The sequence below is a fragment of the Amaricoccus sp. B4 genome (assembly GCF_043226085.1).
Classification (GTDB): domain Bacteria; phylum Pseudomonadota; class Alphaproteobacteria; order Rhodobacterales; family Rhodobacteraceae; genus Amaricoccus.
On record NZ_CP171225.1, the window covers coordinates 2,618,150 to 2,640,928 of the forward strand.

24 protein-coding genes and 2 tRNA genes are annotated in these 22,779 nt (G+C 64.8%); 13 read left to right on the top strand and 13 right to left on the bottom strand.

Annotated features, from left to right (window positions below):
* Positions 1-28 precede the first annotated feature (28 nt).
* Positions 29-1,204 carry a MalY/PatB family protein gene (locus tag ACF66B_RS12630; protein ID WP_111429337.1) on the top strand — a complete coding sequence of 392 codons (1,176 nt, stop codon included), beginning with the start codon at positions 29-31 and terminating at the stop codon, positions 1,202-1,204.
* A 12-nt stretch (positions 1,205-1,216) separates the two neighbouring features.
* Here ACF66B_RS12630 and ACF66B_RS12635 read toward each other — a convergent pair whose 3' ends face one another.
* The 4 genes from ACF66B_RS12635 to ACF66B_RS12650 all read right to left on the bottom strand — a co-directional run bounded on the left by ACF66B_RS12635 (position 1,217) and on the right by ACF66B_RS12650 (position 4,150).
* On the bottom strand, positions 1,217-2,788 hold the full coding sequence (locus ACF66B_RS12635) for a GMC family oxidoreductase (protein ID WP_111429336.1): 1,572 nt from the start codon (positions 2,786-2,788) through the stop codon (positions 1,217-1,219).
* Positions 2,789-2,807: 19 nt separating this feature from the next.
* Positions 2,808-3,332 (bottom strand): Twin-arginine translocation pathway signal, encoded by a 525-nt coding sequence (locus ACF66B_RS12640; RefSeq protein ID WP_111429335.1) that lies wholly within the window; start codon positions 3,330-3,332, stop codon positions 2,808-2,810.
* Between the two features lie 50 nt (positions 3,333-3,382).
* Positions 3,383-3,778, bottom strand: coding sequence for a VOC family protein (locus tag ACF66B_RS12645; RefSeq protein WP_111429334.1), 396 nt, complete (start codon positions 3,776-3,778; stop codon positions 3,383-3,385).
* Between the two features lie 90 nt (positions 3,779-3,868).
* The gene (locus ACF66B_RS12650) at positions 3,869-4,150 is read right to left on the bottom strand and encodes a ribbon-helix-helix domain-containing protein (protein WP_111429333.1); all 282 of its coding nucleotides are present in this window, start codon (positions 4,148-4,150) and stop codon (positions 3,869-3,871) included.
* A gap of 471 nt (positions 4,151-4,621) precedes the next feature.
* On the opposite strand from ACF66B_RS12650, the gene adh reads away from it, so the two are divergent.
* A complete protein-coding gene (gene adh / locus ACF66B_RS12655) occupies positions 4,622-6,154 on the top strand; it encodes an aldehyde dehydrogenase (RefSeq protein ID WP_111429332.1) in 1,533 nt (510 codons plus the stop codon).
* A 393-nt stretch (positions 6,155-6,547) separates the two neighbouring features.
* Positions 6,548-7,030, top strand: coding sequence for a DUF2127 domain-containing protein (locus ACF66B_RS12660; RefSeq protein ID WP_111429331.1), 483 nt, complete (start codon positions 6,548-6,550; stop codon positions 7,028-7,030).
* A gap of 7 nt (positions 7,031-7,037) precedes the next feature.
* On the opposite strand, the gene ACF66B_RS12665 is transcribed toward ACF66B_RS12660, so the two are convergent.
* Both ACF66B_RS12665 and ACF66B_RS12670 read right to left on the bottom strand, forming a co-directional pair.
* The gene (locus ACF66B_RS12665) at positions 7,038-7,580 is read right to left on the bottom strand and encodes an AAA family ATPase (protein ID WP_111429330.1); all 543 of its coding nucleotides are present in this window, start codon (positions 7,578-7,580) and stop codon (positions 7,038-7,040) included.
* Complete coding sequence (locus ACF66B_RS12670; RefSeq protein ID WP_111429329.1) at positions 7,573-8,172, bottom strand: cyclase family protein; 600 nt, start codon at positions 8,170-8,172, stop codon at positions 7,573-7,575. The genes ACF66B_RS12665 and ACF66B_RS12670 overlap by 8 nt, the downstream gene beginning before the upstream one ends.
* A 103-nt stretch (positions 8,173-8,275) precedes the next feature.
* Here ACF66B_RS12670 and ACF66B_RS12675 point away from each other — a divergent pair, with 103 nt between their 5' ends.
* A complete protein-coding gene (locus tag ACF66B_RS12675; protein ID WP_111429328.1) occupies positions 8,276-8,695 on the top strand; it encodes a DUF779 domain-containing protein in 420 nt (139 codons plus the stop codon).
* 140 nt (positions 8,696-8,835) lie between these two features.
* Here the strand turns inward: ACF66B_RS12675 and ACF66B_RS12680 are convergent.
* A tRNA-Lys gene (locus tag ACF66B_RS12680) sits at positions 8,836-8,910 on the bottom strand.
* Between the two features lie 28 nt (positions 8,911-8,938).
* Positions 8,939-9,014 (bottom strand) — tRNA-Lys (locus tag ACF66B_RS12685).
* A gap of 103 nt (positions 9,015-9,117) precedes the next feature.
* Between ACF66B_RS12685 and dapF the strand changes: the two genes are divergently transcribed.
* Together dapF and mtaB are read left to right on the top strand one after the other, a co-directional pair.
* The gene (dapF, locus tag ACF66B_RS12690; protein WP_111429327.1) at positions 9,118-9,969 is read left to right on the top strand and encodes a diaminopimelate epimerase; all 852 of its coding nucleotides are present in this window, start codon (positions 9,118-9,120) and stop codon (positions 9,967-9,969) included.
* On the top strand, positions 9,966-11,219 hold the full coding sequence (mtaB, locus tag ACF66B_RS12695) for a tRNA (N(6)-L-threonylcarbamoyladenosine(37)-C(2))-methylthiotransferase MtaB (RefSeq protein ID WP_111429326.1): 1,254 nt from the start codon (positions 9,966-9,968) through the stop codon (positions 11,217-11,219). The genes dapF and mtaB overlap by 4 nt, the downstream gene beginning before the upstream one ends.
* Positions 11,220-11,240: 21 nt before the next feature.
* On the opposite strand, the gene ACF66B_RS12700 is transcribed toward mtaB, so the two are convergent.
* Positions 11,241-11,381, bottom strand: a complete 141-nt coding sequence (locus ACF66B_RS12700) for an entericidin A/B family lipoprotein (RefSeq protein ID WP_111429325.1) — start codon at positions 11,379-11,381, stop codon at positions 11,241-11,243.
* Positions 11,382-11,556: 175 nt separating this feature from the next.
* Positions 11,557-12,006 (bottom strand): manganese-binding transcriptional regulator MntR, encoded by a 450-nt coding sequence (gene mntR, locus ACF66B_RS12705; protein ID WP_392662810.1) that lies wholly within the window; start codon positions 12,004-12,006, stop codon positions 11,557-11,559.
* Positions 12,007-12,208: 202 nt separating this feature from the next.
* Between mntR and ACF66B_RS12710 the strand changes: the two genes are divergently transcribed.
* Positions 12,209-13,468 (top strand): Nramp family divalent metal transporter, encoded by a 1,260-nt coding sequence (locus ACF66B_RS12710; protein WP_392662812.1) that lies wholly within the window; start codon positions 12,209-12,211, stop codon positions 13,466-13,468.
* 22 nt (positions 13,469-13,490) lie between these two features.
* Here the strand turns inward: ACF66B_RS12710 and ACF66B_RS12715 are convergent, their stop codons facing one another.
* On the bottom strand, positions 13,491-13,631 hold the full coding sequence (locus ACF66B_RS12715) for an entericidin A/B family lipoprotein (RefSeq protein ID WP_111429322.1): 141 nt from the start codon (positions 13,629-13,631) through the stop codon (positions 13,491-13,493).
* A gap of 205 nt (positions 13,632-13,836) precedes the next feature.
* Here ACF66B_RS12715 and ACF66B_RS12720 point away from each other — a divergent pair, with 205 nt between their 5' ends.
* The 3 genes from ACF66B_RS12720 to ACF66B_RS12730 all read left to right on the top strand — a co-directional run bounded on the left by ACF66B_RS12720 (position 13,837) and on the right by ACF66B_RS12730 (position 16,103).
* Positions 13,837-14,136 carry a hypothetical protein gene (locus tag ACF66B_RS12720; RefSeq protein WP_111429321.1) on the top strand — a complete coding sequence of 100 codons (300 nt, stop codon included), beginning with the start codon at positions 13,837-13,839 and terminating at the stop codon, positions 14,134-14,136.
* Between the two features lie 2 nt (positions 14,137-14,138).
* A complete protein-coding gene (locus tag ACF66B_RS12725) occupies positions 14,139-14,750 on the top strand; it encodes a glutathione S-transferase (RefSeq protein ID WP_111429320.1) in 612 nt (203 codons plus the stop codon).
* Between the two features lie 768 nt (positions 14,751-15,518).
* Complete coding sequence (locus ACF66B_RS12730) at positions 15,519-16,103, top strand: hypothetical protein (protein ID WP_162683213.1); 585 nt, start codon at positions 15,519-15,521, stop codon at positions 16,101-16,103.
* Positions 16,104-16,196: 93 nt separating this feature from the next.
* Here ACF66B_RS12730 and clpA read toward each other — a convergent pair whose 3' ends face one another.
* Positions 16,197-18,521, bottom strand: a complete 2,325-nt coding sequence (gene clpA, locus ACF66B_RS12735; RefSeq protein ID WP_111429318.1) for an ATP-dependent Clp protease ATP-binding subunit ClpA — start codon at positions 18,519-18,521, stop codon at positions 16,197-16,199.
* Positions 18,522-18,718: 197 nt separating this feature from the next.
* Complete coding sequence (gene gloB / locus ACF66B_RS12740) at positions 18,719-19,486, bottom strand: hydroxyacylglutathione hydrolase (protein ID WP_111429317.1); 768 nt, start codon at positions 19,484-19,486, stop codon at positions 18,719-18,721.
* A gap of 69 nt (positions 19,487-19,555) precedes the next feature.
* On the opposite strand from gloB, the gene ACF66B_RS12745 reads away from it, so the two are divergent.
* The 3 genes from ACF66B_RS12745 to atpA all read left to right on the top strand — a co-directional run bounded on the left by ACF66B_RS12745 (position 19,556) and on the right by atpA (position 22,755).
* Positions 19,556-20,419, top strand: coding sequence for a methyltransferase domain-containing protein (locus ACF66B_RS12745; protein ID WP_111429316.1), 864 nt, complete (start codon positions 19,556-19,558; stop codon positions 20,417-20,419).
* 237 nt (positions 20,420-20,656) lie between these two features.
* On the top strand, positions 20,657-21,217 hold the full coding sequence (locus tag ACF66B_RS12750) for a F0F1 ATP synthase subunit delta (protein WP_111429529.1): 561 nt from the start codon (positions 20,657-20,659) through the stop codon (positions 21,215-21,217).
* Positions 21,217-22,755: a F0F1 ATP synthase subunit alpha gene (gene atpA / locus ACF66B_RS12755; protein ID WP_111429315.1), complete on the top strand. Its 1,539-nt coding sequence runs from the start codon at positions 21,217-21,219 to the stop codon at positions 22,753-22,755. Before ACF66B_RS12750 ends, atpA begins: the two co-directional genes overlap by 1 nt.
* The last annotated feature ends 24 nt before the right edge of the window (positions 22,756-22,779 follow it).

Below are 22,779 nucleotides of genomic sequence, written 5' to 3' on the forward strand. Positions count from 1 at the left end.
GGCGCCTGGACCGGCGCGAGGAGCACTCATGTTCGATTTCGATGAAGTGATAGACCGCCACGGCACCTCCTGCGCCAAGTGGGACGACATGGGGCCCGGGTTCGGCGTTTCGGCCGAGGACGGGTTGGCGATGTGGGTGGCCGACATGGATTTCCGCGCGCCGCAGGTGGTGAACGACGCGCTGCATCGGCTCGCGGATCACGGGGTGCACGGCTATTTCGGCGATGAGAAGCCCTACAAGGACGCGATCATCGGCTGGATGGAGCGCCGCCACGGCTGGACCGTCGCGTCCGAGCAGATCGCAACCGTGCATGGCATCGTGGCCGGGCTCGCCATCTGTCTCCGGGCCTATCTCCAGCCCGGCGACGGCGTGATCCTCTTCACGCCGGTCTACCATGCCTTCGCCAAGATCCTGAAGGCGAACGGAATGCGGATCCACGAGTCGCCCCTGCGCCTCGATGCCGACGGACGCTTCCAGCTGGATCTCGAGGCGCTTGCCGCCTCGCTCAAGGGTGACGAGAAGATGCTGGTCTTCTGCTCGCCGCACAATCCCGGCGGGCGGATCTGGACGCCGGAGGAGCTGCGCGCGGTGGCGGAGTTCTGCGCCGAGCGCGATCTCCTGCTGGTTTCCGACGAGATCCACCACGACATCGTGATGCCGGGCGCGCGTCACATGCCGATGCCGCTTGCCGCGCCGGAGCATCTCGGCCGTCTGATCATGCTGACCGCGGCGACCAAGGTCTTCAACATCGCAGGCGGGCTGACGGGCAATGTCATCATTCCCGACAAGGCCCTGCGCGAGAGGTTCGACGTCGCGCACCGCGCGACCGGCACCTCGGTCAACCGGCTGGGCGCGGTGATGGTGACGGCGGCCTATTCCGGCGGCGATGCCTGGTGCGACGCGCTTTGCGCCTATCTCGCGGAGAACGCACGGGTCTTCAAGCAAGGGGTCGATGCGATCCCCGGCGTTTCGATGATGCCGCTCGAGGCGACCTATCTCGCCTGGGTCGATTTCCGCGGCACCGGCATGGAGCCGCCCGAGCTTACCGCGCGGATCCGCAAGGATGCCCGCATCGCGGCCAATGACGGGCCGGTGTTCGGCACGGGCGGGGCGGGGTTCATGCGCTTCAATCTCGGCACCCAGCGCAGCCGGGTCGAGGAAGCCGTCGGGCGTCTGCAGGCCGCCTTCGGCGACCTGCAGTAGAAGGCCTGCGCCTCAGAGGTTGCCCTTCGAGAGCTCGCCCGCGATGTGATCGGCCTGCCGTATGGCGAGGGCGACGATCGTGAGGGTCGGGTTCTCGGCGGCACCGGTGGTGAACTGCGAGCCGTCCGAGACGTAGAGGTTCGGAATGTCGTGGCTCTGGCCGAACTTGTTCACCACGCCATCGCGCGGGTTCTCGGACATGCGGTTGGTGCCGAGGTTGTGCGTGGAGGGGTAGGGCGGCGTTGGGAAGGTGCGGGTCGCGCCCACCGCGTCATACATCTCCATCCCCTTCATGTAGGCATAGTTGCGCATCGCGATGTCGTTCGGGTGATCGTCGAAGTTGACGTTCGCGACCGGCATGCCGAAGGCATCGGTCACCTCGGTGTTGAGGGTGACGCGGTTGGTCTCCTGCGGCATGTCCTCGCCGACGATCCAGAGCCCGGCCATGTTCTCGTAGCTGTCGAGCGCCGACGTGAACTCGCGGCCCCATCCGCCCGGATCGAGGAAGGCGGCCATGAACGGCAGGCCGAGCGAGAGCGTCTCCATCTCGTAGCCGCCGACGAAGCCGCGCGACGGGTCGTTATGCGCCTCGTCCTGGATGATCCCGGCCATCACAGTGCCGCGCCACATCCGCACCGGCTTGTCGAAGACGCCGTAGACCGAGCCGGTGGTGTGGCGCATGTAGTTGCGGCCCACCTGGCCCGAGGAGTTGGCGAGCCCGTCGGGGAACATCGAGGAAGCGGAGTTGAGCAGGAGCCGCGGGCTCTCGATCGAGTTCCCGGCGACGCAGACCATGCGTGCGCTCTGGCGCTGCTCGTTGCCGTCGGCATCGGAGTAGACCACCGCGTTCACGAGGCCCTGCTCGTTGTGCTCGATGCGGAGCACGTGGCAGTTCGCACGCACCTCGAGATTTCCGGTCGCCTCACCGCGCGGAATGTCGGTGTAGGCCGAAGACCACTTGGCGCCCCATTTGCAGCCCTGAAAGCAGAAGCCGGTCTGCTGGCAGGCCATGCGGCCGTCGTACTCGACGGAGTTGATCGCCATGTGGCCGGTGTTGACCTGGGTATAGCCGATCGCCTTGGCGCCGGCCTCGAAGACCTTGAAGTTGTTGTTGCCCGGAAGGCCCGGCAGGTCGTTGGTGCGGGTGACGCCCAGCTTCTTCTCGGCCTTGTCATACCAGGGATCGAGCTCGGCGCGGGTCAGCGGCCAGTCGAGCAGGTTGGCGCCGGACACGTTGCCGTACTCGGTCCGGGCGCGGAACTCGTGGTCCTGGATGCGGAGCGAGGCGCCCGCCCAGTGGATCGAGGTGCCGCCCACCGCCTTCACGATCCAGGCCGGAAGGTTCGGGAAATCGCGCGCAACGCGCCAGTCGCCGCTGGTGGTGCGGGGCTCGACCCAGGCGAGCTGCCCGAAGCTTTCCCACTCGTCGTTGATGTAGTCTTCGGGCAGGTACCGTCCGCCTGCCTCGAGCGCCACGACCGAGACGCCCTTCTGGGCCAGCTCGTTGGCGAGGACACCGCCGCCGGCACCGGTGCCGACGATCACGACGACACTGTCGTCGCTCAGATCAAAGGGTGCAGTCATCTTTCTCTCTCCCCCGCGCTCAGAGCCAGTTGATGTCGTCGAAGCCGCGGTGGAGGTAGCCACCTTCGGAATAGGACTCGCCCTCGTAGCCGAAGAGCGGCCAGACGGCCTTCTGGTTGTAGAGCCCGGTCACGAGCCCGCCGCGGATGGACTGGAAGAAGGGGCTGAGCTCCATCTCGCGCAGGATCGCGACGCGGTCGCGTTCCCAGGGCGTGCCGAGATAGCTGGGGTAGCCGCGGCCCTGGGCGACGGCGTCGAGGGCTGCGATGCCCGCCTCGATCGCCGGAGCGGCATCGGCGGTGTCATAGACCTTGACGGCGATCACGTAGTTCTCGTCCGGGATGCGGTCGTGGGGATAGATGTCGCGGGCGAGCTGGATCAGCGCCGCCATGGACTCGGGGCTGAGGGCCTGGGTCTCGAGGGCCCAGGCGGCGTCGGCGCCGGCGACGAAGCCTGCACCGACGACGAAGCTTGCTCCAACGGCTGCGCTGCGCGACAGGAGCTGTCGCCGGGTCAATCCCTCCCGGCTGGTCTGGCTATTCATGGTATCCTCCCTATGGTCTTTCGGTCCGGGCCTCTCCGGGCCCGTTTCCGTCACTGGAAGCGGCCCTGCCGCTGAAGCACCTCGATCTGGTAGCCGTCCGGATCCGCGACGAAGAAGAACTTCGCCACCAGCGCGCCGTCATTCTTGAAGTCCACGAGCTTGCGGGGGGCGAGCCCTTCCGCCTCGAAGCGGGCATGCTCGGCCACGACATCATCGACGGAAACGGCAAGATGCCCGTAGCCGTCGCCGAGGTCGTAGGGTTCCGTACGGCCCTTGTTGATCGTGAGTTCGACCTCGAAGATCGACTCCGGGTTGCTCATGTAGACAAGCGTGAAATCGTCGAAGTCGAGCCGGTCCGCCACCGTGAGGCCGAAAGCCTTCTCGTAGAATGCCACCGAGCGCGCCTCGTCTAGCACGCGAATCATGCTGTGAATGGCCTTCGCCATCTTCCCTCCTCATCGCTCTGATCTTGGGAGGAAAGGTTAGCTCCTGAAGGTGGCGCGGCTGGTAGTATCCCGGTACTGCCAGCCTTTGGTCTATTCGGCGGCCATCAGGTTGGTCTGGCTTTCGAGATAGACGAGGCAGGTGCAGCGGAGGAGAGAGGTGAAATTGTCGGGCTCGCCATGGATCAGCAGCACCTCGGAATGGAGCTTCGAGACGAAGGCGGGCGTGGTGAGTCCCTCTTCCGCGGCGATGCCATCGAGAATGCGCCAGAACGATTTTTCCAGCCGCACGCTGGTGCTCTGGCCGTTCAGCCGCATCCGGCGCGTTACCAGTGCATAGCGGTCAGGGTCCTGACCGGCAAAGATCCTGCACATGATGTTTCCTCCCTGACCGCATCGTTTTCGGCCTGGACACAGTAAAGCGCCATCGCGCGTGCGCGGCAAGCCATTTGGGACAGTCTCCCTAACCGCTGCCGGGCCGGCCCGCGCGGGGCTCTACCTTGGGTGTACGACCATGGTGCAAATGAGGAATTCGTTTGGCTGTGCCATAAACCCCGTCGTGGGCAGCGCCCATCGGAAGGTCCCAGGAGGAGATCGGACATGAGGGTTCTCGACGAACTGGCCGACGCACGGTGCCAAGGCGGCGCGGCAGAGGCCACGGAGGCAGAGCCCAGGCCCGATCCCGGCCCACCAGCAGACTGAACCACGATCCCGAGGCGCAATCCCGGCTGATTGAACGGGGCGCGTCACACCAAGAACCGCCGTCCGATCCGGTCTCCGGAAGCGGGCCCGTCTCATCATGCTCCAGCGGCCGATTTTGGCCGTCAACACATAGGGGGAGGATTTATGTCCACCGAAGAACTCATCAAGTCGGATGCCGATTCCGCCACCGCTTGCCCGTTCCGCAAGCGCTACGACAACTTCATCGGCGGCACGTTCAAGGCGCCGAACGCCGGCCGTTACTTCGAGAACACCTCGCCCGTGACCGGCATGTCGATCGGCGAGATCGCCCGTTCGGACGAGAGCGACATCAATGACGCGCTCGACGCCGCCCATGCCGCCCGCGAAAAGTGGGGCAAGACCTCGCCTGCCGAGCGTGCCCGCTGCCTGCTGAAGATCGCCGACCGCATGGAAGCCAACCTCGAGCTTCTGGCGCTGGCCGAAACCTGGGACAACGGCAAGCCGATCCGCGAGACCATGGCCGCCGACGTGCCGCTCGCCATCGACCATTTCCGCTATTTCGCCAGCTGCATCCGGGCCCAGGAAGGCTCGATGGGCGAAATCGACGATGACATGATCGCCTATCACTTCCACGAGCCCCTCGGTGTCGTGGGCCAGATCATCCCGTGGAACTTCCCGCTTCTGATGGCGGCCTGGAAGCTTGCGCCCGCGATTGCGGCCGGCAACTGCGTGGTGATGAAGCCTGCCGAGCAGACGCCTGCCGGCATCATGCTCTGGGCCGACCTCATCGGCGACCTGCTGCCCCCGGGCGTGCTCAACATCGTGAACGGCTTCGGTCTCGAAGCGGGCAAGCCGCTCGCCTCCAGCCCGCGGATCGCGAAGATCGCCTTCACCGGCGAGACCACGACCGGCCGGCTCATCATGCAGTATGCCTCGCAGAACCTGATCCCGGTGACGCTGGAGCTCGGCGGCAAGTCCCCGAACATCTTCTTCGAGGACGTCGCGGCCGAGGATGACGATTTCTTCGACAAGGCGATCGAAGGCTTCGTGATGTTCGCGCTCAACCAGGGCGAGGTCTGCACCTGCCCCTCGCGCGCGCTCATCCATGAAAGCATCTACGACCGCTTCATCGAGCGCGCCATTGCCCGGACCGAGGCGATCGTCCAGGGCGACCCGCGCAACGCCGCGACGATGATCGGTGCTCAGGCCTCTTCCGAACAGCTCGAGAAGATCCTCTCCTACATCGACATCGGCAAGCAGGAAGGCGCCGAGCTTCTGACCGGTGGCGGCAAGAACACCTTCGAAGGCGATCTTGCGGGCGGCTACTACGTGAAGCCGACGGTCTTCCGCGGCCACAACAAGATGCGGATCTTCCAGGAAGAGATCTTCGGCCCGGTCCTCTCGGTCACGACCTTCAAGGATGCCGACGAAGCGCTCTCCATCGCCAATGACACGCTCTACGGCCTCGGCGCCGGTGTCTGGAGCCGCAACGTCAACACCTGCTACCGCTTCGGCCGCGCGATCCAGGCCGGCCGCGTCTGGACCAACTGCTACCACGCCTACCCGGCCCACGCGGCCTTCGGTGGCTACAAGCAGTCGGGCATCGGCCGCGAAACCCACCGCATGATGCTGGACCACTACCAGCAGACCAAGAACATGCTGGTGAGCTACTCGACCTCGAAGCTCGGCTTCTTCTGATCTCTCGCGCCCCGCGCGACATCCGGCCCGCCGCAGTATCTGCGGCGGGCCTTTTTCGTGCGGCAGGGTGTGCCTGAAGATCGCCGGGTCTGCAGCCGGCGCGATCCGTCTGTCCATCCGGCACGCCGGAGGGTGTGCTCGAGGAACATGCTTTCTTCGGGACGCTTTTCGGACTCCTCGACCATCCGGGCGAGGGGGCGTTCAGTGATGTCGTGCGGGCGGATTCCATGCTCTGGGCGCGCTTCGGCGATCTACCGGGCGGATTGACGGCGGGGCCGACGCTCGCGCCCTGCCTCGGCAGAGCGCTGTATCGTGCAGCCGGGGCATCGACGATGGGCGCGGTACCTGCGAAAGAGGGGGCCGCGCTCCCTTGCCCGGCCACAGGTCATCATCATGGAATTTTCAGAAAACCGCATCCATCAGGTCTTTCGCGTGAGCGTGATCCTCAAGGGGCTGCATGCGCTGATCGAGATCGCCGGCGGGCTGCTCTTCTATTTCGTGAGCACGCAGCAGATCCTCGCTCTGGTGAACCGCCTCACCCGGGAGGAGCTGGTGGAGGATCCGCGCGATTTCGTCGCCACGCATCTTCTGGCAGCGGCGCAGGGGCTTACGGGGGCGACCGAGTCCTTCTACGCCTGGTATCTCGTCAGCCACGGGCTGATAAAGGTCGTGCTCGTGGTCGGGCTGCTGCGGGAAAAGCTCGTCGCCTATCCGGCCTCGCTCGTCGCAATGGCGGGGTTCATCGCCTATCAGCTCTACCGCTACAGCTATACCCATTCCCTCGGGCTGATCCTGCTTACCATCTTCGATCTCGTCGTCATGGTGCTGATCTGGCACGAGTGGCGGCTCCTGCGGCGCCACCGACCGGTCGATTGAGCGGGCCTCACGCAAGGGCCTTGCAGATGAATTCGGCACGGACCTCGACGGGCGCACACGGCAGCTCGACGATCCGGTAGCCGCAGTCGGCATAGACCGCGATCATCGCCTCGCAGGTCCGGCGCGCAGTTTCGGGATCCTGCCGCCGCTCGGCGTCGTTTCGATAGATCTCCGGCCAGTGCGGCGCGAAAAAGACGCGGGCATTGTAGCGGAAGCTCTCCGCAGCACGCAGGAGATGGGGCGGGACCGGAAGGCCTTCGAGCCGGAGGTAGCCGATCACGTCGGGAATGCCGCGGTCGAAAATCACGGGGCCGGAAGAGGCTGCCGCAGCGCGGTAGGAGTGCAGCTCGCGGGAGAGCATGAGTTCGGCGAAGAGCGCGCGGTCCCGCCAGGGCAAGGCGGGGCCGTCGATCGCGCTCTGGTCGCGGATGATCGCGCGGCCGGCTTCGTCGGATTGCGCAATGCCCCAGTCGGCCAGGCGCGCGAGGAGCGTGCTCTTTCCCGACCCCGGACCGCCGGTGATGACGTGGAAGCGCGTGTTCTCAGGCATCGAGACCCCGGACGAGGAGACGGACGGGCGAACCACTGACGCCGGTGAGACGGAGGGGCAGGGCAACGGCCTCGCCTCTTGGCGGCACGCGGGCGAGCTCGGACGGGTTGAGATCCTCGATGAGGAACCGCCCGGCCTGCGCCAGGGCACGGTTCAGTCGGAACGGGTCGGAGCTGTGGATCCGCAACGCCCCGGCCATGATCCAGACGCGGGCGGGCAGCGCGAGAAGGGACTGAAGCGTGACCTCGCTCGCGACCACCTCCGGATGTGCATCGAGGAAGAGCAGTCTTTCGCCCTGGTACCTGTCTGGCGGATGACCGCGGGCGAGCGCGGCGGCGGACAGGTGGAAATACTGGCCGATGCAGTCGGCAGGCGAGAGGGACTCGAGGCAGGCCCCACCGGAAACGAAGTGGCTCGGCGCGTCGATATGGGTGCCTGTCTGGGTTCCGAGCGAGAGTTGCCATACCTCGAAGCCTTCGCGCGCGACTTCCGACCAGCGCGCAGTAGCGAACGGGGGGTCCGCGTAAGGCCCTTCCGAGTAGATGGGCAGGGCGGAATTCATCGGTCGGGTGAGGTCGATCCAGTCGGACATGACGGTCTCCTGCGGCCGAATCCGGGTTCGGCACGAATGTCTAGGTTGCGTTTGACGCCCCGACAACCTTTGCTGCCGGGGCAAGATGGGGAGGATCGCCGCGATGACCGAGACCACAATTTCCTGTGTGACCGAGGATGGGCCGCTTCCCGGGACGGAACGTTTCACGCGGGTGACGGCCACGGCGGCGGCGCGGCAGCTGCTCGCGGAAATCCGGGCCGATCACGGCGAGGTGCTGTTTCACCAATCGGGCGGATGCTGCGACGGATCGTCTCCGATGTGCTACCCGGTGAGCGATTTTCAGGTCGGCGACACGGATGTCTGCCTTGGAGAGATCGACGGAACCAGGGTGTGGATCTCCGGGCCGCAGTTCGCGGTGTGGAAGCACACCCAGCTCATCCTTGACGTGGTGCCGGGGCGGGGCGGCATGTTCAGCCTCGACAACGGGCGCGAGAAGCGTTTCCTCACCCGCTCGCGGGTGCTGACGGAAGAAGAGCTCGCCGCGCTCGACGGCGCTGGCTGATGCCGCTGCAGGGGCGCCTTGGCCCTGCGGGGCGGGGCCGCCTCGGCGGCTGAGCCACGAGCAAAAGCTTCACGTGAAACGTTTGCGGTGAAGAGCCTGCGCGCAAATACCTGCCAAGGTATTTCAGGTCTGGGAGGAGGTGGTGGGCCCGGAAGGATTCGAACCTTCGACCAATTGATTAAGAGTCAACTGCTCTACCACTGAGCTACGGGCCCGCGCTTCCGCGGAAGTCTGTCAATGCCTTGGTGAGCCCGACAGGATTCGAACCTGTGACCCACTGATTAAAAGTCAGTTGCTCTACCAACTGAGCTACGGGCCCAAAGCTCGGGGACACCTAAGGGGGTAGCGCGACAGGGTCAAGCGCAAATTCATCGAATTTGGGCCCCATGGTCCAAGCGGAGGGATTCGCCTATATAGCGCCCATGAAAGACGATTCTCGCATCACCTCCCGGCCCCGTGGACTTCGGTTCCTGAAGATGCATGGGCTCGGCAACGATTTTGTCGTGATCGACGCGCGCAAGGGCGACGATCCGGTTACGCCTGCGCTCGCCCGCGCGCTCGGGGATCGTCATCGCGGCATAGGCTTCGACCAGCTTGTGGTGATCCGTGTCGGCGCGGCGGGCGAGACGCGAATCGATTTCTGGAACTCGGACGGAAGCAGGGCGGCGGCCTGTGGCAACGCGACCCGCTGTGTCGCGCGCCTGCTGATGAACGAGACCGGGGCGACGGCGCTCGAGCTCGTGACCGGCCGCGGCGTGCTCCGGGCCGAGGACGCAGGCGAAGGGCTCGTCCGCGTCAACATGGGGCTACCGCAGCTCGACTGGCAGAGCGTTCCGCTCGCACGAGAGATGGAGCTCGACAACCTGCCGCTGCCGGGACGCCCCGGTGCGGCCGGAATGGGCAATCCCCATTGCGTCTTCGTGGTCCCGGATGCCGAAGCGGTCGATCTTGAACGGGAAGGGCCGCGTTTCGAGCATGATCCGCTTTTCCCCGAGCGCACCAATGTCGAGTTCGTCCAGGTGATCGACCGCGAGACGATCCGCATGCGGGTCTGGGAGCGGGGCGGAATGATCACTCAGGCCTGCGGTTCGGGTGCCTGCGCCAGTGCGGTGGTGACGGCGCGGCGGGGGCTCACGGAACACGCGGTGACCGTCATTCTGGATGGCGGGCCGCTTCACATAGACTGGCGTGAGGACGGGGTCTGGATGACGGGGCCCACGGCCCTGGTCTTCGAGGGTGAACTTGACGCCGCGTTTCTGGAGGCGGTCGCATGAAACTGCCCGATTTCCGGACATTCGGCTGCCGGCTCAATTCCTACGAGACCGAGGTCATGCAGAACCTCGCGCGCGATGCCGGGCTCGACAACGCCGTCGTGGTCAACACCTGTGCGGTGACGGGGGAGGCTGTGCGGCAGGCGCGCCAGCAGATCCGCCGCATCCGCCGCGAAGACCCCCAGGCACGGTTGATCGTGACAGGCTGCGCGGCGCAGACCGAAGCCGCGCGCTTCGGTGCCATGCCCGAAGTGGATGTGGTGGTCGGAAATGGCGAGAAGCTCCGACCGGAAACCTGGGCGCGGATCGCACGGAACGAGGGCGGGGCGGTCGAGGTCGGCGATATCATGGCCGAACGGCGCGCCGTGGCGCCGCTGGTTGACGGGCTCGGCGAGCGGGCGCGGGCCTATGTTCAGGTGCAGACCGGCTGCGACCATCGCTGCACCTTCTGCATCATCCCCTATGGCCGCGGCAATTCGCGCTCTGTGCCGGCGGGGCGAGTCGTGGAGCAGGTGGCGCGTCTCGTTGGCAAGGGCTTCAACGAGGTGGTGCTGACCGGTGTCGACCTTACGAGTTGGGGCGCCGATCTCGAGGGCGCTCCGAAGCTCGGGTCACTGGTGGCGGAAATTCTCGTGCGCGTGCCCGATCTGCCGCGGCTCCGGCTCTCGTCCATCGATTCGGTAGAGGCCGATCCGCAGCTTGTCGAAATCATCGGCAGCGCGGCGCGGCTCATGCCGCATCTGCATCTCTCGCTCCAGCATGGCGACAATCTGATCCTGAAGCGGATGAAGCGGCGGCATCTGCGGGAAGACGCGATTGCCTTCTGCGAAACGATTCGCGCAGCGCGGCCGGAAGTCATCTTCGGCGCCGACATCATCGCGGGCTTTCCGACCGAAACGGAGGAGGCGTTCGAGAATTCCGTGCGTCTGGTTCAAGAATGCGGCCTGACCTGGCTGCATGTCTTCCCGTTCAGCCCGCGGCAGGGCACGCCTGCCGCACGGATGCCTCAGGTCGAGGGCTGCGCCATCCGGGAACGAGCGGCACGGCTCCGTGCTGTCGGTGAAGAGAGAATCGCGGCCCATCTCGAGGCGATGCAGGGTCGTGAGGTCCGGCTTCTTATGGAAAAGCCGGATCTGGGCCGCACCGAAGGCTTCACCCAGACCCGGCTCTCAGGACATCACGCGCCGGGCGCTATCGTGCCTGCGCGGATCTCGGGAACGGATGGCGCGCTTCTGCTGGCGGAGCCGCTCTGAGCGCGAAGCGCGACCGCCCGGTCACATGTCGCTCTGGACTTCGCCTGCCGTGTTCGACATCGAGTCCCCGGCTGTCGAGACGTCCTCGCCCATGCCCTTGACGGTATTGCAGGCGCTGAGTGCAAGCAGCGCAACGATGGCGAGTATCGCGGGTTTCTTCATGTGACATTCCTTTTCGATTCTGTTCTTACCGCCAGCCGAGCTGGACGCGCGGCAGGGCGGACCACGGCGTTTTGCGCTGGGTCGATCAGGATATGTACTGCGATGGCGACACGTCCAGCACCTGCAAGTTGCAATGCAATCGTGGCAGCAGATTTTTGCCCGGCGGCCGGCGGCTTCAGCCAGGCACGTTCCGCGCGGCGCGCGCCAGATAGGCCTCGAAGGCGCGGAGCGTCGTGTCGGACACATGATGCTCCAGGCCCTCGGCATCGAGTTCGGCGGTTTCGGCAGGCACGCCCACGGCCAACAGCAGGTCGACGACCGTGCGATGGCGCGCCCGAACCCGCGCAGCCAGGGTGCTGCCGGCCTCGGTCAGGAAAACACCCCGATAGGGGCGTGAGACGGCGAGGCCCTCGCGCTTGAGGCGGGCAACCGCTTTTGTGGCGGTCGGGTGTGTGACCCCCATGCGCTCCGCGATATCGGTTACCCGAGCCTCGCCGAGCTCCTCGATCAGATCGTCGATCATCTCGGCATAGTCTTCCAGCACGGCCATCGCCTGAGCGGCGCGGGCCTGGCTGAAACGCTCCGGCGCGCTCGGCGCCTCCTGCGAAAGTGTCTGTCTGCCCATACTGCCCATATGCGCCTCCCGCTTGCCTTGACTGGCTCGTGGATCATTTCGCGCCGCTTGCCGCAACTTGGGCGTGGACATACATCACGGTGGAGTTTATGTCACGGCAATAAAGTGTAGCCTAGGGTTTATTTGCGGCCGTTCGGGCGTGTGGAGTATCATGGACGGAGAGTCTTCCCTGAGTGTCAGGGCGCAATCGGCAATGTCGGAAGTGCTTGGCGGTTCGCGGCGAGGGCCCTTCGCAGCGCTGCTCTTTGCTGGCCCCGCGATCGTCGCCTCCGTTGCCTACATGGATCCAGGCAATTACGCGACGAACATACAGGCTGGTGCAGGTTACGGTTACACGCTCCTGTGGGTGGTTCTGCTCGCCAATCTCATCGCAATGCTGTTTCAGGCGCTTTCCGCGCGGCTCGGCATCGTGACCGGCAAGAATCTGGCGGAACTGTGCCGGGCGCATTTCGCCGCTCCGGTTGTCCTGGTCATGTGGATCGTGAGCGAGATCGCGGCGATGGCGACGGATCTTGCGGAGTTTCTGGGCGGCGCCATCGGCCTCTCGCTGCTCTTTGATCTCCCGCTCATGGCGGGCATGGGCGTGACGGCGATCGTCACCTACGGATTGCTTCTCTTCGAGGGCAAGGGCTTCAGGCCGATGGAGCTCATCATCGGTGCGCTCGTCGGGGTGATCGGGCTCTGCTATCTCGCGGAAATCCTGATCGCGCCGATCAACTGGGGCGAGGCTGCGCAAGGGCTGACCCGTCCAGTGATGCCCGATGCGGCGGCGCTCACGATTGCGGTCGGGATCATCGGCGCAACCGTCATGCCGCACGCCATCTACCTTCACTCGGGGTTGACGCAGAGCCGTGCGGTCGTGCGCAGCGATGACGAGCGGCGCAAGGTGTTGCGCTTCTCCAACGTCGAGGTCGTGGTGGCCCTGTCTGTCGCCGGGCTCGTCAACATTGCCATGGTGATGATGGCGGCGAGCGCGTTTCATGCAGGGCACAGCGAGGTTGCCGAGATCGAGACCGCCTATCACACGCTCACGCCGCTGCTCGGCGGCGCGGCTGCGGCGGTCTTTCTCGTCTCTCTCATTGCCTCTGGTGTGTCGAGCTCGGTGGTGGGCACGATGGCAGGGCAGCTCATCATGCAGGGCTTCTTGCGGATGCGGGTGCCGATCTGGCTGCGGCGACTGGTGACCATGGTCCCGGCTTTCGTTGTCGTGGCAATGGGAGTCGACGCCACGAGGGCACTCGTCATGAGCCAGGTGGTGCTGAGCGTTGCCCTTCCGGTGCCGATGATCGCGCTCATCATCTTTGCCGGGCGCCGGGATGTGATGGGCGATTTCGCCATCGGACGGGGCCTGCGCCTGCTGGCGAGCCTTGCGGCCGTGGTGGTCCTCACCCTGAATGCGGTGCTTCTGGCCGAGACCTTCGGCCTGAGCCTGCCCCTGCTGTCGCCGGGTTGAAGTCTCGGCCGGCGCGCCTGACCTACATCTTGTGCTTCACGTCTCCGGCGGTGCTCGTCATGGCATCCCCTGCGGCGGAGAGATCCTGGCCCATGCCTTCGACCGTATTGCAGGCTGCCAGAGAAAGAACGGCCAGTATCGCCAGAAACGCAGGTCTGATCACGCCTTGTCCTCTTTGTCACGAGGCGGGCCGGATCATCTCCCCGGGCCGCAGGTGGGGAGAGATTAGCCAGCGGGCCGGGTCTGCGCAATCCGCCGATACAGACGCCGGTGAGCCCGAAGCGGGCCAAGGCGCTCGATCATGACGCTTGATTATGAGCGGTCTTGTCCCCTTATTAGGGAGGTAACCGTCTCGCCGGAGAACGACGATGCCAGCCCCGATCGCGCTTTCGCCTCTTGCATGGACCGCGCTCCGCTATGCTGCGGTGGCCGGTGTGGCTCTCTATGCTGCCCGCAGCCGATCCCCCGAACCCAAGGATGCGGTTCACGAACGCGTGCTGGACGACCTGCCCGAAGGTGTCCGCAGCCATGCCCACCGGGCCGAGGCCGAGCAGGCGGTGCATGGGCATGGTCGGCTTCGCCGGGTGCTGCGTTTCGGCCGCAGAGGGCCGGGCGTCGAGGTGGATCTTGCCGCCCTCGGACGCATGCGGTTTCGCAAGGTGGATTGAGGATGCGTCTCTTTCATTCGCCAGCCTCGCCCTTCGTTCGAATGGTGATGGTGGCGCTCCACGAGACCGGCCTGATCGATCAGGTCGAGATCGTGACGGTGTCGGGGACGGCCACCGAACCGGGAACCATGCCGCTCAGCCAGAATCCGGCGGGGAAGATCCCGACACTTGAGCGCCCGGATGGCCCTGCGCTCTACGACAGCCGCGTGATCTCGCGCTATATCGATCATCTCGCCGGTGCAAGGCTCTATCCCTCGCCACCCAGTCTCTGGGAGGCGCTGACGCTTGAGGCGACGGGTCATGCGATGACCGAGGCCGCCGTGCTCATGGTCTATGAGGCCCGATGCCGGCCGCCGGAGCAGCGCTCCGAGGCTTGGGTCGAAGCGCAGTGGGGCAAGGTCAATCGCGGCCTGGATGCACTCGAGGCGCGCTGGATCTCGCATCTTGCGGGCCCGGTTGGTGCGCCACAGATCGCGATTGGCTGCGCGCTCGGCTATCTGGACTTACGCCATGACGATCGGGGTTGGCGATCCGGGCGTCCATCGCTTGCCCGTTGGGAGGCAAGCTTCGCCGAACGTCCTTCGATGCAGGCGACCCGGCCGCCCGCGGCCTGAAAGGTCCGGCAGCAGGAACCTGAGGCCGATCGGGTGCGTTGTGCCGCGGAGCGGGCGCGATGCTGCATTGCCGTAACATGCATGACATGTATTTCGTGTAATTGGGTGCTGGCCATGGAGGAAGCGCCTGCGAAAGACAAACGGTTCGGTGGTGAGGCCGTCCGCCGACTCGGAGTCTGTTTTTTTGGTTTCTGTCTGTAACTGGTATGTTGTTCTTGTCACGCGGGATGCGGGTGGATGGCGCTAGTGTCATGCCGCCCCATCTGCTTAACGACGCTTCCGATTGGCGCTTTCGAAACCGGCATTTCCTGTCCTATCATGCCTGCGCGACCTGAGGTCTGGCCTGTGTGTGTGTCAGACGGAGTTTGGTAAGGGGTTCTCATCTTGGATGAGCCGCGCAAGCCGCCAGGCAAGCTGGCGAACAACTGGGGCCGACGCGACAATATCCGCGCGGGCGCGGTCTCCGGGCCGTGGCGGAGTGTGCCCCGCAGCGATGCGCGCGACTCCGAGCCTCCGTCGTCGCCAGTGCCGCCGCCGGCAAAACCCGTGCGCCCTGTGGCTGCTGCCGGTGGCCCGCCGCGTCCTCGGCGGCCAGAGGATCCAGATGCGTTCTGGCCGATACGGCCCGCAGATACGCCACAAAAGCCCTCCGCGACTTTGCGGCAATCACCTGCCGTGGGGGAGGCTCATACGACCGCCCAGAGCGAAGCCCCCACGCTGCGTACGGTCGGGCCGGTTGCCTCGGCACCTCCCCGGCGCGGATCGCTTGTGCCTGCAATCTTTGCCGGCATCGTGATTGCTGCGGCAATTATCGGCGCGGCGGTTTACTTGCGCGAATCTGTGCTGTCCGGCCCAGCTGCGCCCGAGCCCACGGAGACAGCGTCGTCCACGCCCGTACCGGAGCAGGCTCCAGCGGAAGTGGACATGGCGCCGGCGCAGGAGGGGGATGCAACGGATGTAACGGATGTGACGTCGGAGCCTGCTGGCGGGGGCGTCACGCAGTCTGCGCCGTTGCCGCGCGATGCCGCCGCTCCGGCGGCAGTGTCATCCCAGACGGCGCTGCGCCTGAGATTGAGCCCGGGATATCCGGCTGCGGAGCGCAGCGCATTGCTCGACGCGCTGGCTGCTGCCGGGCATGACTCCGTGGTGGTGGAGGAGATTCCCTTCCGGATCGCGATTTCGCGCGTCGGCTACTATGCAGAGGGCGATAAATCGGCCGCGGAGACTCTTGCCCGGGAGATTGCCCCGGCGCTCGGTGAGCCGGAAGGATCGGTTGTCGTCCGCGATTATGGCAACCTTCTGCCCGATGCGGCGCCGGGTCGGCTCGATCTCTGGATACGCTCGCCGGAGTAACTCTTCTCTAGCGGAGCCTGTTTGCAGACGACTTGAAATGAGAAAGGGACGCCCTGACCGGGCGCCCCATTTTTTCGCCACGTCCGTGGCCTGTTATTCGGCGGTAAGAAGCGGAGTCTTCTTTGCCGCAAGCCGCGGAGCCCCGGCCGGATCGATCTGAAGGTCAAGAGCGTCGTCCTTGACGAGCACACGGACCAGACCGCCCTTGGTGAGCTTGCCGAAGAGAAGCTCTTCGGCGAGCGGCTTCTTGATGTTCTCCTGAATGATGCGGCCCAGCGGGCGCGCCCCCATCTTGTCGTCGTAGCCGCGATCCCCGAGCCATTCTGCTGCTTCCGGCGAGAGCTCGATCTGCACATTGCGATCCAGAAGCTGAGCTTCGAGCTGAAGCACGAACTTCTCGACAACCCGGAGAATGATCTCCTTCGGCAGCGGCGCAAACGGAATCACCGCATCGAGACGGTTGCGGAACTCTGGGCTGAACGTCCGCTCGACGGCAGCCGTGTCCTCACCTTCGCGCCGGGCGCGTCCGAAGCCGAGTGCTTCCTTGGCCTGTTCCGCAGCACCCGCGTTCGAGGTCATGATGAGCACGACATTGCGGAAATCCACCGTCCGGCCGTTGTGATCGGTGAGCCGGCCATTGTCCATCACCTGCAACAGGATGTTGTAGACGTCCGGATGGGCCTTCTCCATCTCGTCGAGCAGCAGCACGCAATGCGGGTGCTGATCCACACCATCGGTCAGAAGCCCGCCCTGATCGAAGCCGACATAACCCGGAGGCGCACCGATGAGGCGGCTGACCGTGTGCTTCTCCATGTATTCCGACATGTCGAAGCGTAGCAGTTCGACGCCGAGCACATCGGCGAGCTGCTTGGCGACCTCGGTCTTGCCGACGCCGGTCGGGCCGGTGAAGAGGTAGTTGCCGATCGGCTTCTCGGGTTCGCGCAGCCCGGCACGGGCAAGCTTGATCGCCGAGGACAGAGCCTCGATCGCCTTGTCCTGGCCGAACACAACGCGCTTCAGCGAAGCTTCGAGATCCTTCAGCACCTCGGCGTCGTCCTTGGAGACGTTCTTCGGCGGGATGCGGGCGATCTTGGCCACGACAGCCTCGATTTCCTTGGTCCCGATCGTCTTCCGGCGGCGCGTTTCGGGCAGCAGATGCTGGGCCGCACCGGCTTCGTCGATCACGTCGATCGCCTTGTCCGGGAGTTTGCGGTCATGAATGTAGCGGGCCGAGAGGTCCACGGCAGTACGGATCGCGTCGACCGTGTAGCGGATGTCGTGATGCTCCTCGAAGTAGGGCTTCAGGCCCTTGAGGATCTTGAAGGCATCATCGACGCTCGGCTCGTTGACGTCGATCTTCTGGAACCGCCGGGAGAGCGCACGGTCCTTCTCGAAGTGCTGCCGATATTCTTTGTAGGTCGTCGAGCCCATGCAGCGGAGCGTGCCCGACTGAAGCGCGGGCTTCAGCAGGTTGGAGGCGTCCATCGCGCCGCCCGAGGTGGCGCCTGCACCGATCACGGTATGGATTTCGTCGATGAAGAGGATCGCGTTCGGATGCGACTCGAGCTCCTTCATCACGGCCTTCAGCCGCTCTTCGAAATCGCCGCGATAGCGGGTGCCGGCGAGCAGTGCGCCCATGTCGAGAGAGTAGATCGTGGTTTCGGCGAGGACCGTCGGCGTTTCGCCATCGACGATCTTGCGGGCAAGCCCTTCGGCGATCGCCGTCTTGCCGACGCCCGGGTCGCCCACCAGCAGCGGGTTGTTCTTGCGCCGGCGGCAGAGCACCTGAATGCAGCGCTCGACTTCGTGTTCGCGGCCGATCAGCGGATCGACGTCGCCCTGCTCGGCCTTCTCGTTGAGATCCACACAGTATTTCTGGAGCGCCGTCTCTTCGGCATCCTTGCTCGACTGGGGCTGCGTTTTGGGTTCCTCCGCGCTTTCTGCCCCCTTCACGGGGCGGGCCTCACCGTAGGACGGGTCCTTGGCGACGCCGTGGCTGATGTAATTGACCGCGTCATAGCGGGTCATGTCCTGCTCCTGCAGGAAGTAAGCGGCGTGGCTTTCGCGCTCGGCGAAGATCGCAACCAACACGTTCGCGCCGGTGACTTCTGAGCGGCCTGAGCTCTGAACATGGATGGCGGCGCGCTGGATCACCCGCTGGAAGCCGGTCGTGGGTGCGGCTTCCGAGCCCTCGATATCGGAGACGAGCGCGTCGAGTTCCTCGTCGAGGAAGGCCACGATCGTCTTTCGCAGGGCTTCTATTTCCACCCCGCAGGCTTTCATGACGCGCGCTGCGTCCGGCTCGTCCAGAAGGGCCAGCAGCAGATGCTCCAGTGTCGCGAGTTCATGCTTGCGCTGGTTGGCATGGCCAAGGGCGTTGTGAATTGCGGCTTCGAGAGTACTGGAGAAAGAGGGCATTCTCTGCGTCCTTCCGGTCTAGACCCGCCGGTCTGGGGTACCGGCCTACGGGTAGGATGCTCCGATCCTACGCGGATACCAGTTAAACTTCGGTTGTAATCCACTCACTTCAAGTCCCGATTATGCCTCAGCGCTCGCTTGCGACAAAAAGATTTATCGGGGCCATGCTTTAAATCTGCACAATTTTTCACGATTGCTCAGAAAGAGTCCTTGCGTCTGCGGATCTCGGCAAAAACTTGTGCATCCTGTTGATCGGAAAGGCCAAGTTTGGCCTTCAGGTCTGGGTCTGACGCACGGAGAAACGGATTGGTCGCCTGTTCGAGGTCCAGACGCACGGGCACGGTTGGTGTGCCTTCCTTTACCTTGAGGTTAATCTCGTCCGCCCGCTTCTGCAACGCCGGATTCTCCGGGTCGATGGCAAGGGCAAAGCGGGCGTTCGATGCGGCGTATTCGTGCCCGGAGTAGACCAGCGTGTCGCCGGGCAGGGCCGCCATCTTCGTGAGGCTCTGCCACATCTGCTCGGGGCTGCCTTCGAAGAGGCGGCCGCATCCGAGCGCCATGAGACTGTCGGCCGAGAAGAGGGCGCCGGATTCGGGAAAATAGAAGGCTATGTGGCCGACGGTGTGTCCGGAGACGTCGAGCACGCTGCCAGTGCTGTCGCCGACGGCAATCGTGTCGCCCTCGTGCAGCGCGATATCGAGCTCCGGAAGGCGGGCGGCATCCGCCGCCGCGCCCGCAACCTTCGCGCCGAAGGTCTTGCGCAGGGCATCGACGCCGTTGACGTGATCGGCATGGTGATGGGTCACGAGAACGAGGTCGAGCCCCCAGCCGCGCGCCTCGAGGGCGGCCCGGATCGGGGCGGCTTCCGGCGCATCGACGAGCGCGACCTTGCCGGTTGCTGCGTCGCGCAACAGATAGGCATAATTGTCGGCGAGACAGGGGACGGTGACGATTTCAAGCGGCATGTCAGAACTCTCCTTCGCTGGTCCGGCGAACCATTGGCGCAAGTCTCTCCGATCGGCTAGGATCGCGCAATGTATCAGGATGTTCTCGACCTTCGGACCTTTTACTACCGCACGCGGCTCGGCCGTGCGGCGCAACGCGCACTGCAGGAAGCGCTGCGCGCCTTCTGGTCCGACGTGCATGACATGCAGGTTGCGGGCTTCGGCTTTGCCGCACCCCTTCTGCGACCCTTTCTCGGGGAAGCCCGGCGGGTCATCAGCCTGATGCCGGCACAGCAGGGTGTAATGCCCTGGCCGAGCGGCGCACCCAACGTTTCCGCGCTGGTGGAGGAAACGCACTGGCCGGTCCCTGCGGGCAGTATCGACCGGCTCGTCGTCGCCCACGGTTTCGAGACGAGCGAGCGGCCGGTCGACCTGCTTGCGGAGATCTGGCGCGTGCTCGCGCCAGGCGGGCAGGTGATCTTCGTCGTGCCCAATCGCGCCGGCCTCTGGGCAAGGCGTGATGTCACGCCCTTCGGCAACGGCCGACCCTACACCTTGGGCCAGATCGAGGCACAGCTCGACAAGCACCGTTTCGAAGCGGGCCGCCATGCTGCGGCCCTGTATTGGCCTCCCTCCCATCGCAAGTTCTGGCTCAGGACCTCCGGGCTCTGGGAGCGTATTGGCCGGCGCTACGACCCTCGGCTGATGGCTGGCGCGTTGCTCGTCGAAGCCAGCAAGCAGGTCTTCGCGCGCCCGCAGAATGGCACGCGTGTCGTTGTGCCTGGCCCGCTCGAGGTGCTCGAGGGGCTTGCGGGTGCTCCTCCGCGGCCGGTTTCGAACATGCGACGCAGTGCGGTACAGCCCGCCAGGCCGTGCCTCGAGCGACACCGGCGAGGGCTGGACGAACGCGGCAGCCCCATGCGCCGCACGGTGGTCTCGGAGCATCTTGCCTGAGGCGATTCTACCGGTCTTCCCGGCGGCGCTGCCGGATGTGCGGCGCGGACGGCTCAGGGTACGATAATTGCGTATTTGTGGGGTGAATCTTATCACTTCCGTGGGGCAGGCGTATTGCCTTGCAGCAATGCCTCTGCTATCACCGCGCCGAATTTGGCGGAGCGGGGAGCGCCGTCATTCCAACAAATTATGCCGGTCGGACATTCGTCCGTGGGGTGAAACTGCGAAGGGGTGTATGTGTCCAGCTCAGCATCTTTGACCTCAGGGGTAGCCGGGCGATACGCCACTGCCCTTTTTGAGCTTGCCAAGGAAGGCAATTCCCTCCCGACGGTCGAGTCTGACCTGCAGGCGCTGGAAGCTGCCCTCGCCGAGAGTGCGGATCTCAGGAAACTGATCTCCTCTCCCATCTATTCCCGCGAAGATCTGGGCTATGCCCTGCGTGCGCTTGTCGCGAAGATGGGCATCGGCGCCGAGGTCGGCAACACCCTCGGCCTCATGGCAAAGAACCGGCGGCTTTTCGTGCTTCCGGAACTGATCGCTCAGATCAAGGCGATGATCGCCGCGGATCGCGGCGAAGTTCAGGCGGATGTCACCACCGCCCGCGAACTCAGCCCTGAACAGACGGATGCACTTGCCGCCGCCCTCAAGGGCAGTGTCGGCAGTGACATCCGGCTCAATGTAAAGGTGGACGAGAGCCTGATCGGCGGTCTTGTGGTCAAAGTCGGCTCCAAGATGATCGATACGTCGGTCCGCGCCAAGCTCGCCAGTCTGCAGAATGTCATGAAAGAGGTCGGATAATGACGATCCAAGCCGCTGAAATCTCCGCGATTCTCAAGGAGCAGATCAAGAATTTCGGACAGGAAGCCGAGGTCGCCGAAGTTGGCCGCGTGCTCTCCGTCGGCGACGGTATCGCCCGCGTGCACGGTCTGGACAACGTGCAGGCCGGCGAGATGGTCGAATTTCCCGGCGGCATTCGTGGCATGACGCTGAACCTCGAGGTGGACAACGTCGGCGTCGTGATCTTCGGCTCCGACCGCGACATCAAGGAAGGCGACGTTGTCAAGCGCACCCGTTCGATCGTGGACGTGCCGGTTGGCAAGGGCCTGCTCGGCCGCGTCGTCGACGCGCTCGGCAATCCGATCGACGGCAAGGGTCCGATCGATACATCCGAACGCCGCATCTCCGACGTGAAGGCGCCGGGCATCATCCCGCGCAAATCCGTGCACGAGCCCATGGCGACCGGCCTCAAGGCGATCGACGCACTCATCCCGATCGGCCGCGGCCAGCGTGAGCTCATCATCGGCGACCGCCAGACCGGCAAGACCGCCGTGGCGCTCGACGCGATCCTGAACCAGAAAGTCTACAACGAGGCTGCAGGCGACGACGAGAGCAAGAAGCTCTACTGCGTCTACGTGGCTGTCGGGCAGAAGCGTTCGACCGTCGCGCAGCTTGTCCGCAAGCTCGAGGAAACCGGCGCGATCGACTACTCGATCGTGGTTGCCGCGACCGCGTCCGAGCCGGCGCCGATGCAGTACCTCGCGCCCTACTCGGCCTGCGCGATGGCGGAGTACTTCCGCGACAATGGCATGCACGGCCTCATCATTTATGATGACCTGTCGAAACAGGCGGTGGCCTACCGCCAGATGTCGCTCCTTCTCCGCCGTCCGCCGGGGCGTGAAGCCTATCCGGGCGACGTGTTCTACCTCCACTCCCGGCTCCTCGAGCGCGCCGCGAAGCTCAACGAAGATCACGGCGCCGGTTCGCTGACCGCGCTCCCGATCATCGAGACGCAGGCAGGCGACGTGTCGGCCTATATTCCGACCAACGTGATCTCGATCACAGACGGCCAGATCTTCCTCGAGAGCGAGCTCTTCTATCAGGGTATTCGCCCGGCGGTGAACGTCGGTCTCTCGGTGAGCCGCGTGGGCTCTTCGGCCCAGACCAAGGCGATGAAATCGGTCGCGGGCTCGATCAAGCTCGAGCTGGCGCAGTATCGTGAAATGGCGGCCTTCGCTCAGTTCGGTTCGGATCTCGACGCGGCGACCCAGCGTTTGCTCAATCGTGGCGCGCGTCTGGTCGAGCTGCTGAAGCAGCCGCAGTATTCGCCGCTGACCAATGCCGAGCAGGTCATCGTGATCTACGCCGGCACCCACGGTTACCTGGACAAGCTGCCGGTGCGTGATGTCGGTCGGTTCGAGCGCGGCCTGCTTGCCCATATCCGCAGCAGCGATGCCGCGCTTCTGGAGAAGATCCGCAAGGAAGATCAGAAGGTTGCCGGTGATCTCGAGAAGGAGATCGTTGCCGCCATCGACGGTTTCGCCAAGACGTTCGCTTAATTCGATCCGATAGGAAGGGGGGCC

Excerpts from the sequence above, each read along its gene's own strand:
- ACF66B_RS12630 (WP_111429337.1), top strand. The coding sequence starts at position 29 with ATGTTCGATTTCGATGAAGTGATAGACCGCCACGGCACCTCCTGCGCC.
- ACF66B_RS12635 (WP_111429336.1), bottom strand. The coding sequence starts at position 2,788 with ATGACTGCACCCTTTGATCTGAGCGACGACAGTGTCGTCGTGATCGTC.
- ACF66B_RS12640 (WP_111429335.1), bottom strand. The coding sequence starts at position 3,332 with ATGAATAGCCAGACCAGCCGGGAGGGATTGACCCGGCGACAGCTCCTG.
- ACF66B_RS12645 (WP_111429334.1), bottom strand. The coding sequence starts at position 3,778 with ATGGCGAAGGCCATTCACAGCATGATTCGCGTGCTAGACGAGGCGCGC.
- ACF66B_RS12650 (WP_111429333.1), bottom strand. The coding sequence starts at position 4,150 with ATGTGCAGGATCTTTGCCGGTCAGGACCCTGACCGCTATGCACTGGTA.
- adh (WP_111429332.1), top strand. The coding sequence starts at position 4,622 with ATGTCCACCGAAGAACTCATCAAGTCGGATGCCGATTCCGCCACCGCT.
- ACF66B_RS12660 (WP_111429331.1), top strand. The coding sequence starts at position 6,548 with ATGGAATTTTCAGAAAACCGCATCCATCAGGTCTTTCGCGTGAGCGTG.
- ACF66B_RS12665 (WP_111429330.1), bottom strand. The coding sequence starts at position 7,580 with ATGCCTGAGAACACGCGCTTCCACGTCATCACCGGCGGTCCGGGGTCG.
- ACF66B_RS12670 (WP_111429329.1), bottom strand. The coding sequence starts at position 8,172 with ATGTCCGACTGGATCGACCTCACCCGACCGATGAATTCCGCCCTGCCC.
- ACF66B_RS12675 (WP_111429328.1), top strand. The coding sequence starts at position 8,276 with ATGACCGAGACCACAATTTCCTGTGTGACCGAGGATGGGCCGCTTCCC.
- dapF (WP_111429327.1), top strand. The coding sequence starts at position 9,118 with ATGAAAGACGATTCTCGCATCACCTCCCGGCCCCGTGGACTTCGGTTC.
- mtaB (WP_111429326.1), top strand. The coding sequence starts at position 9,966 with ATGAAACTGCCCGATTTCCGGACATTCGGCTGCCGGCTCAATTCCTAC.
- ACF66B_RS12700 (WP_111429325.1), bottom strand. The coding sequence starts at position 11,381 with ATGAAGAAACCCGCGATACTCGCCATCGTTGCGCTGCTTGCACTCAGC.
- mntR (WP_392662810.1), bottom strand. The coding sequence starts at position 12,006 with ATGGGCAGACAGACACTTTCGCAGGAGGCGCCGAGCGCGCCGGAGCGT.
- ACF66B_RS12710 (WP_392662812.1), top strand. The coding sequence starts at position 12,209 with ATGTCGGAAGTGCTTGGCGGTTCGCGGCGAGGGCCCTTCGCAGCGCTG.
- ACF66B_RS12720 (WP_111429321.1), top strand. The coding sequence starts at position 13,837 with ATGCCAGCCCCGATCGCGCTTTCGCCTCTTGCATGGACCGCGCTCCGC.
- ACF66B_RS12725 (WP_111429320.1), top strand. The coding sequence starts at position 14,139 with ATGCGTCTCTTTCATTCGCCAGCCTCGCCCTTCGTTCGAATGGTGATG.
- clpA (WP_111429318.1), bottom strand. The coding sequence starts at position 18,521 with ATGCCCTCTTTCTCCAGTACTCTCGAAGCCGCAATTCACAACGCCCTT.
- gloB (WP_111429317.1), bottom strand. The coding sequence starts at position 19,486 with ATGCCGCTTGAAATCGTCACCGTCCCCTGTCTCGCCGACAATTATGCC.
- ACF66B_RS12745 (WP_111429316.1), top strand. The coding sequence starts at position 19,556 with ATGTATCAGGATGTTCTCGACCTTCGGACCTTTTACTACCGCACGCGG.
- atpA (WP_111429315.1), top strand. The coding sequence starts at position 21,217 with ATGACGATCCAAGCCGCTGAAATCTCCGCGATTCTCAAGGAGCAGATC.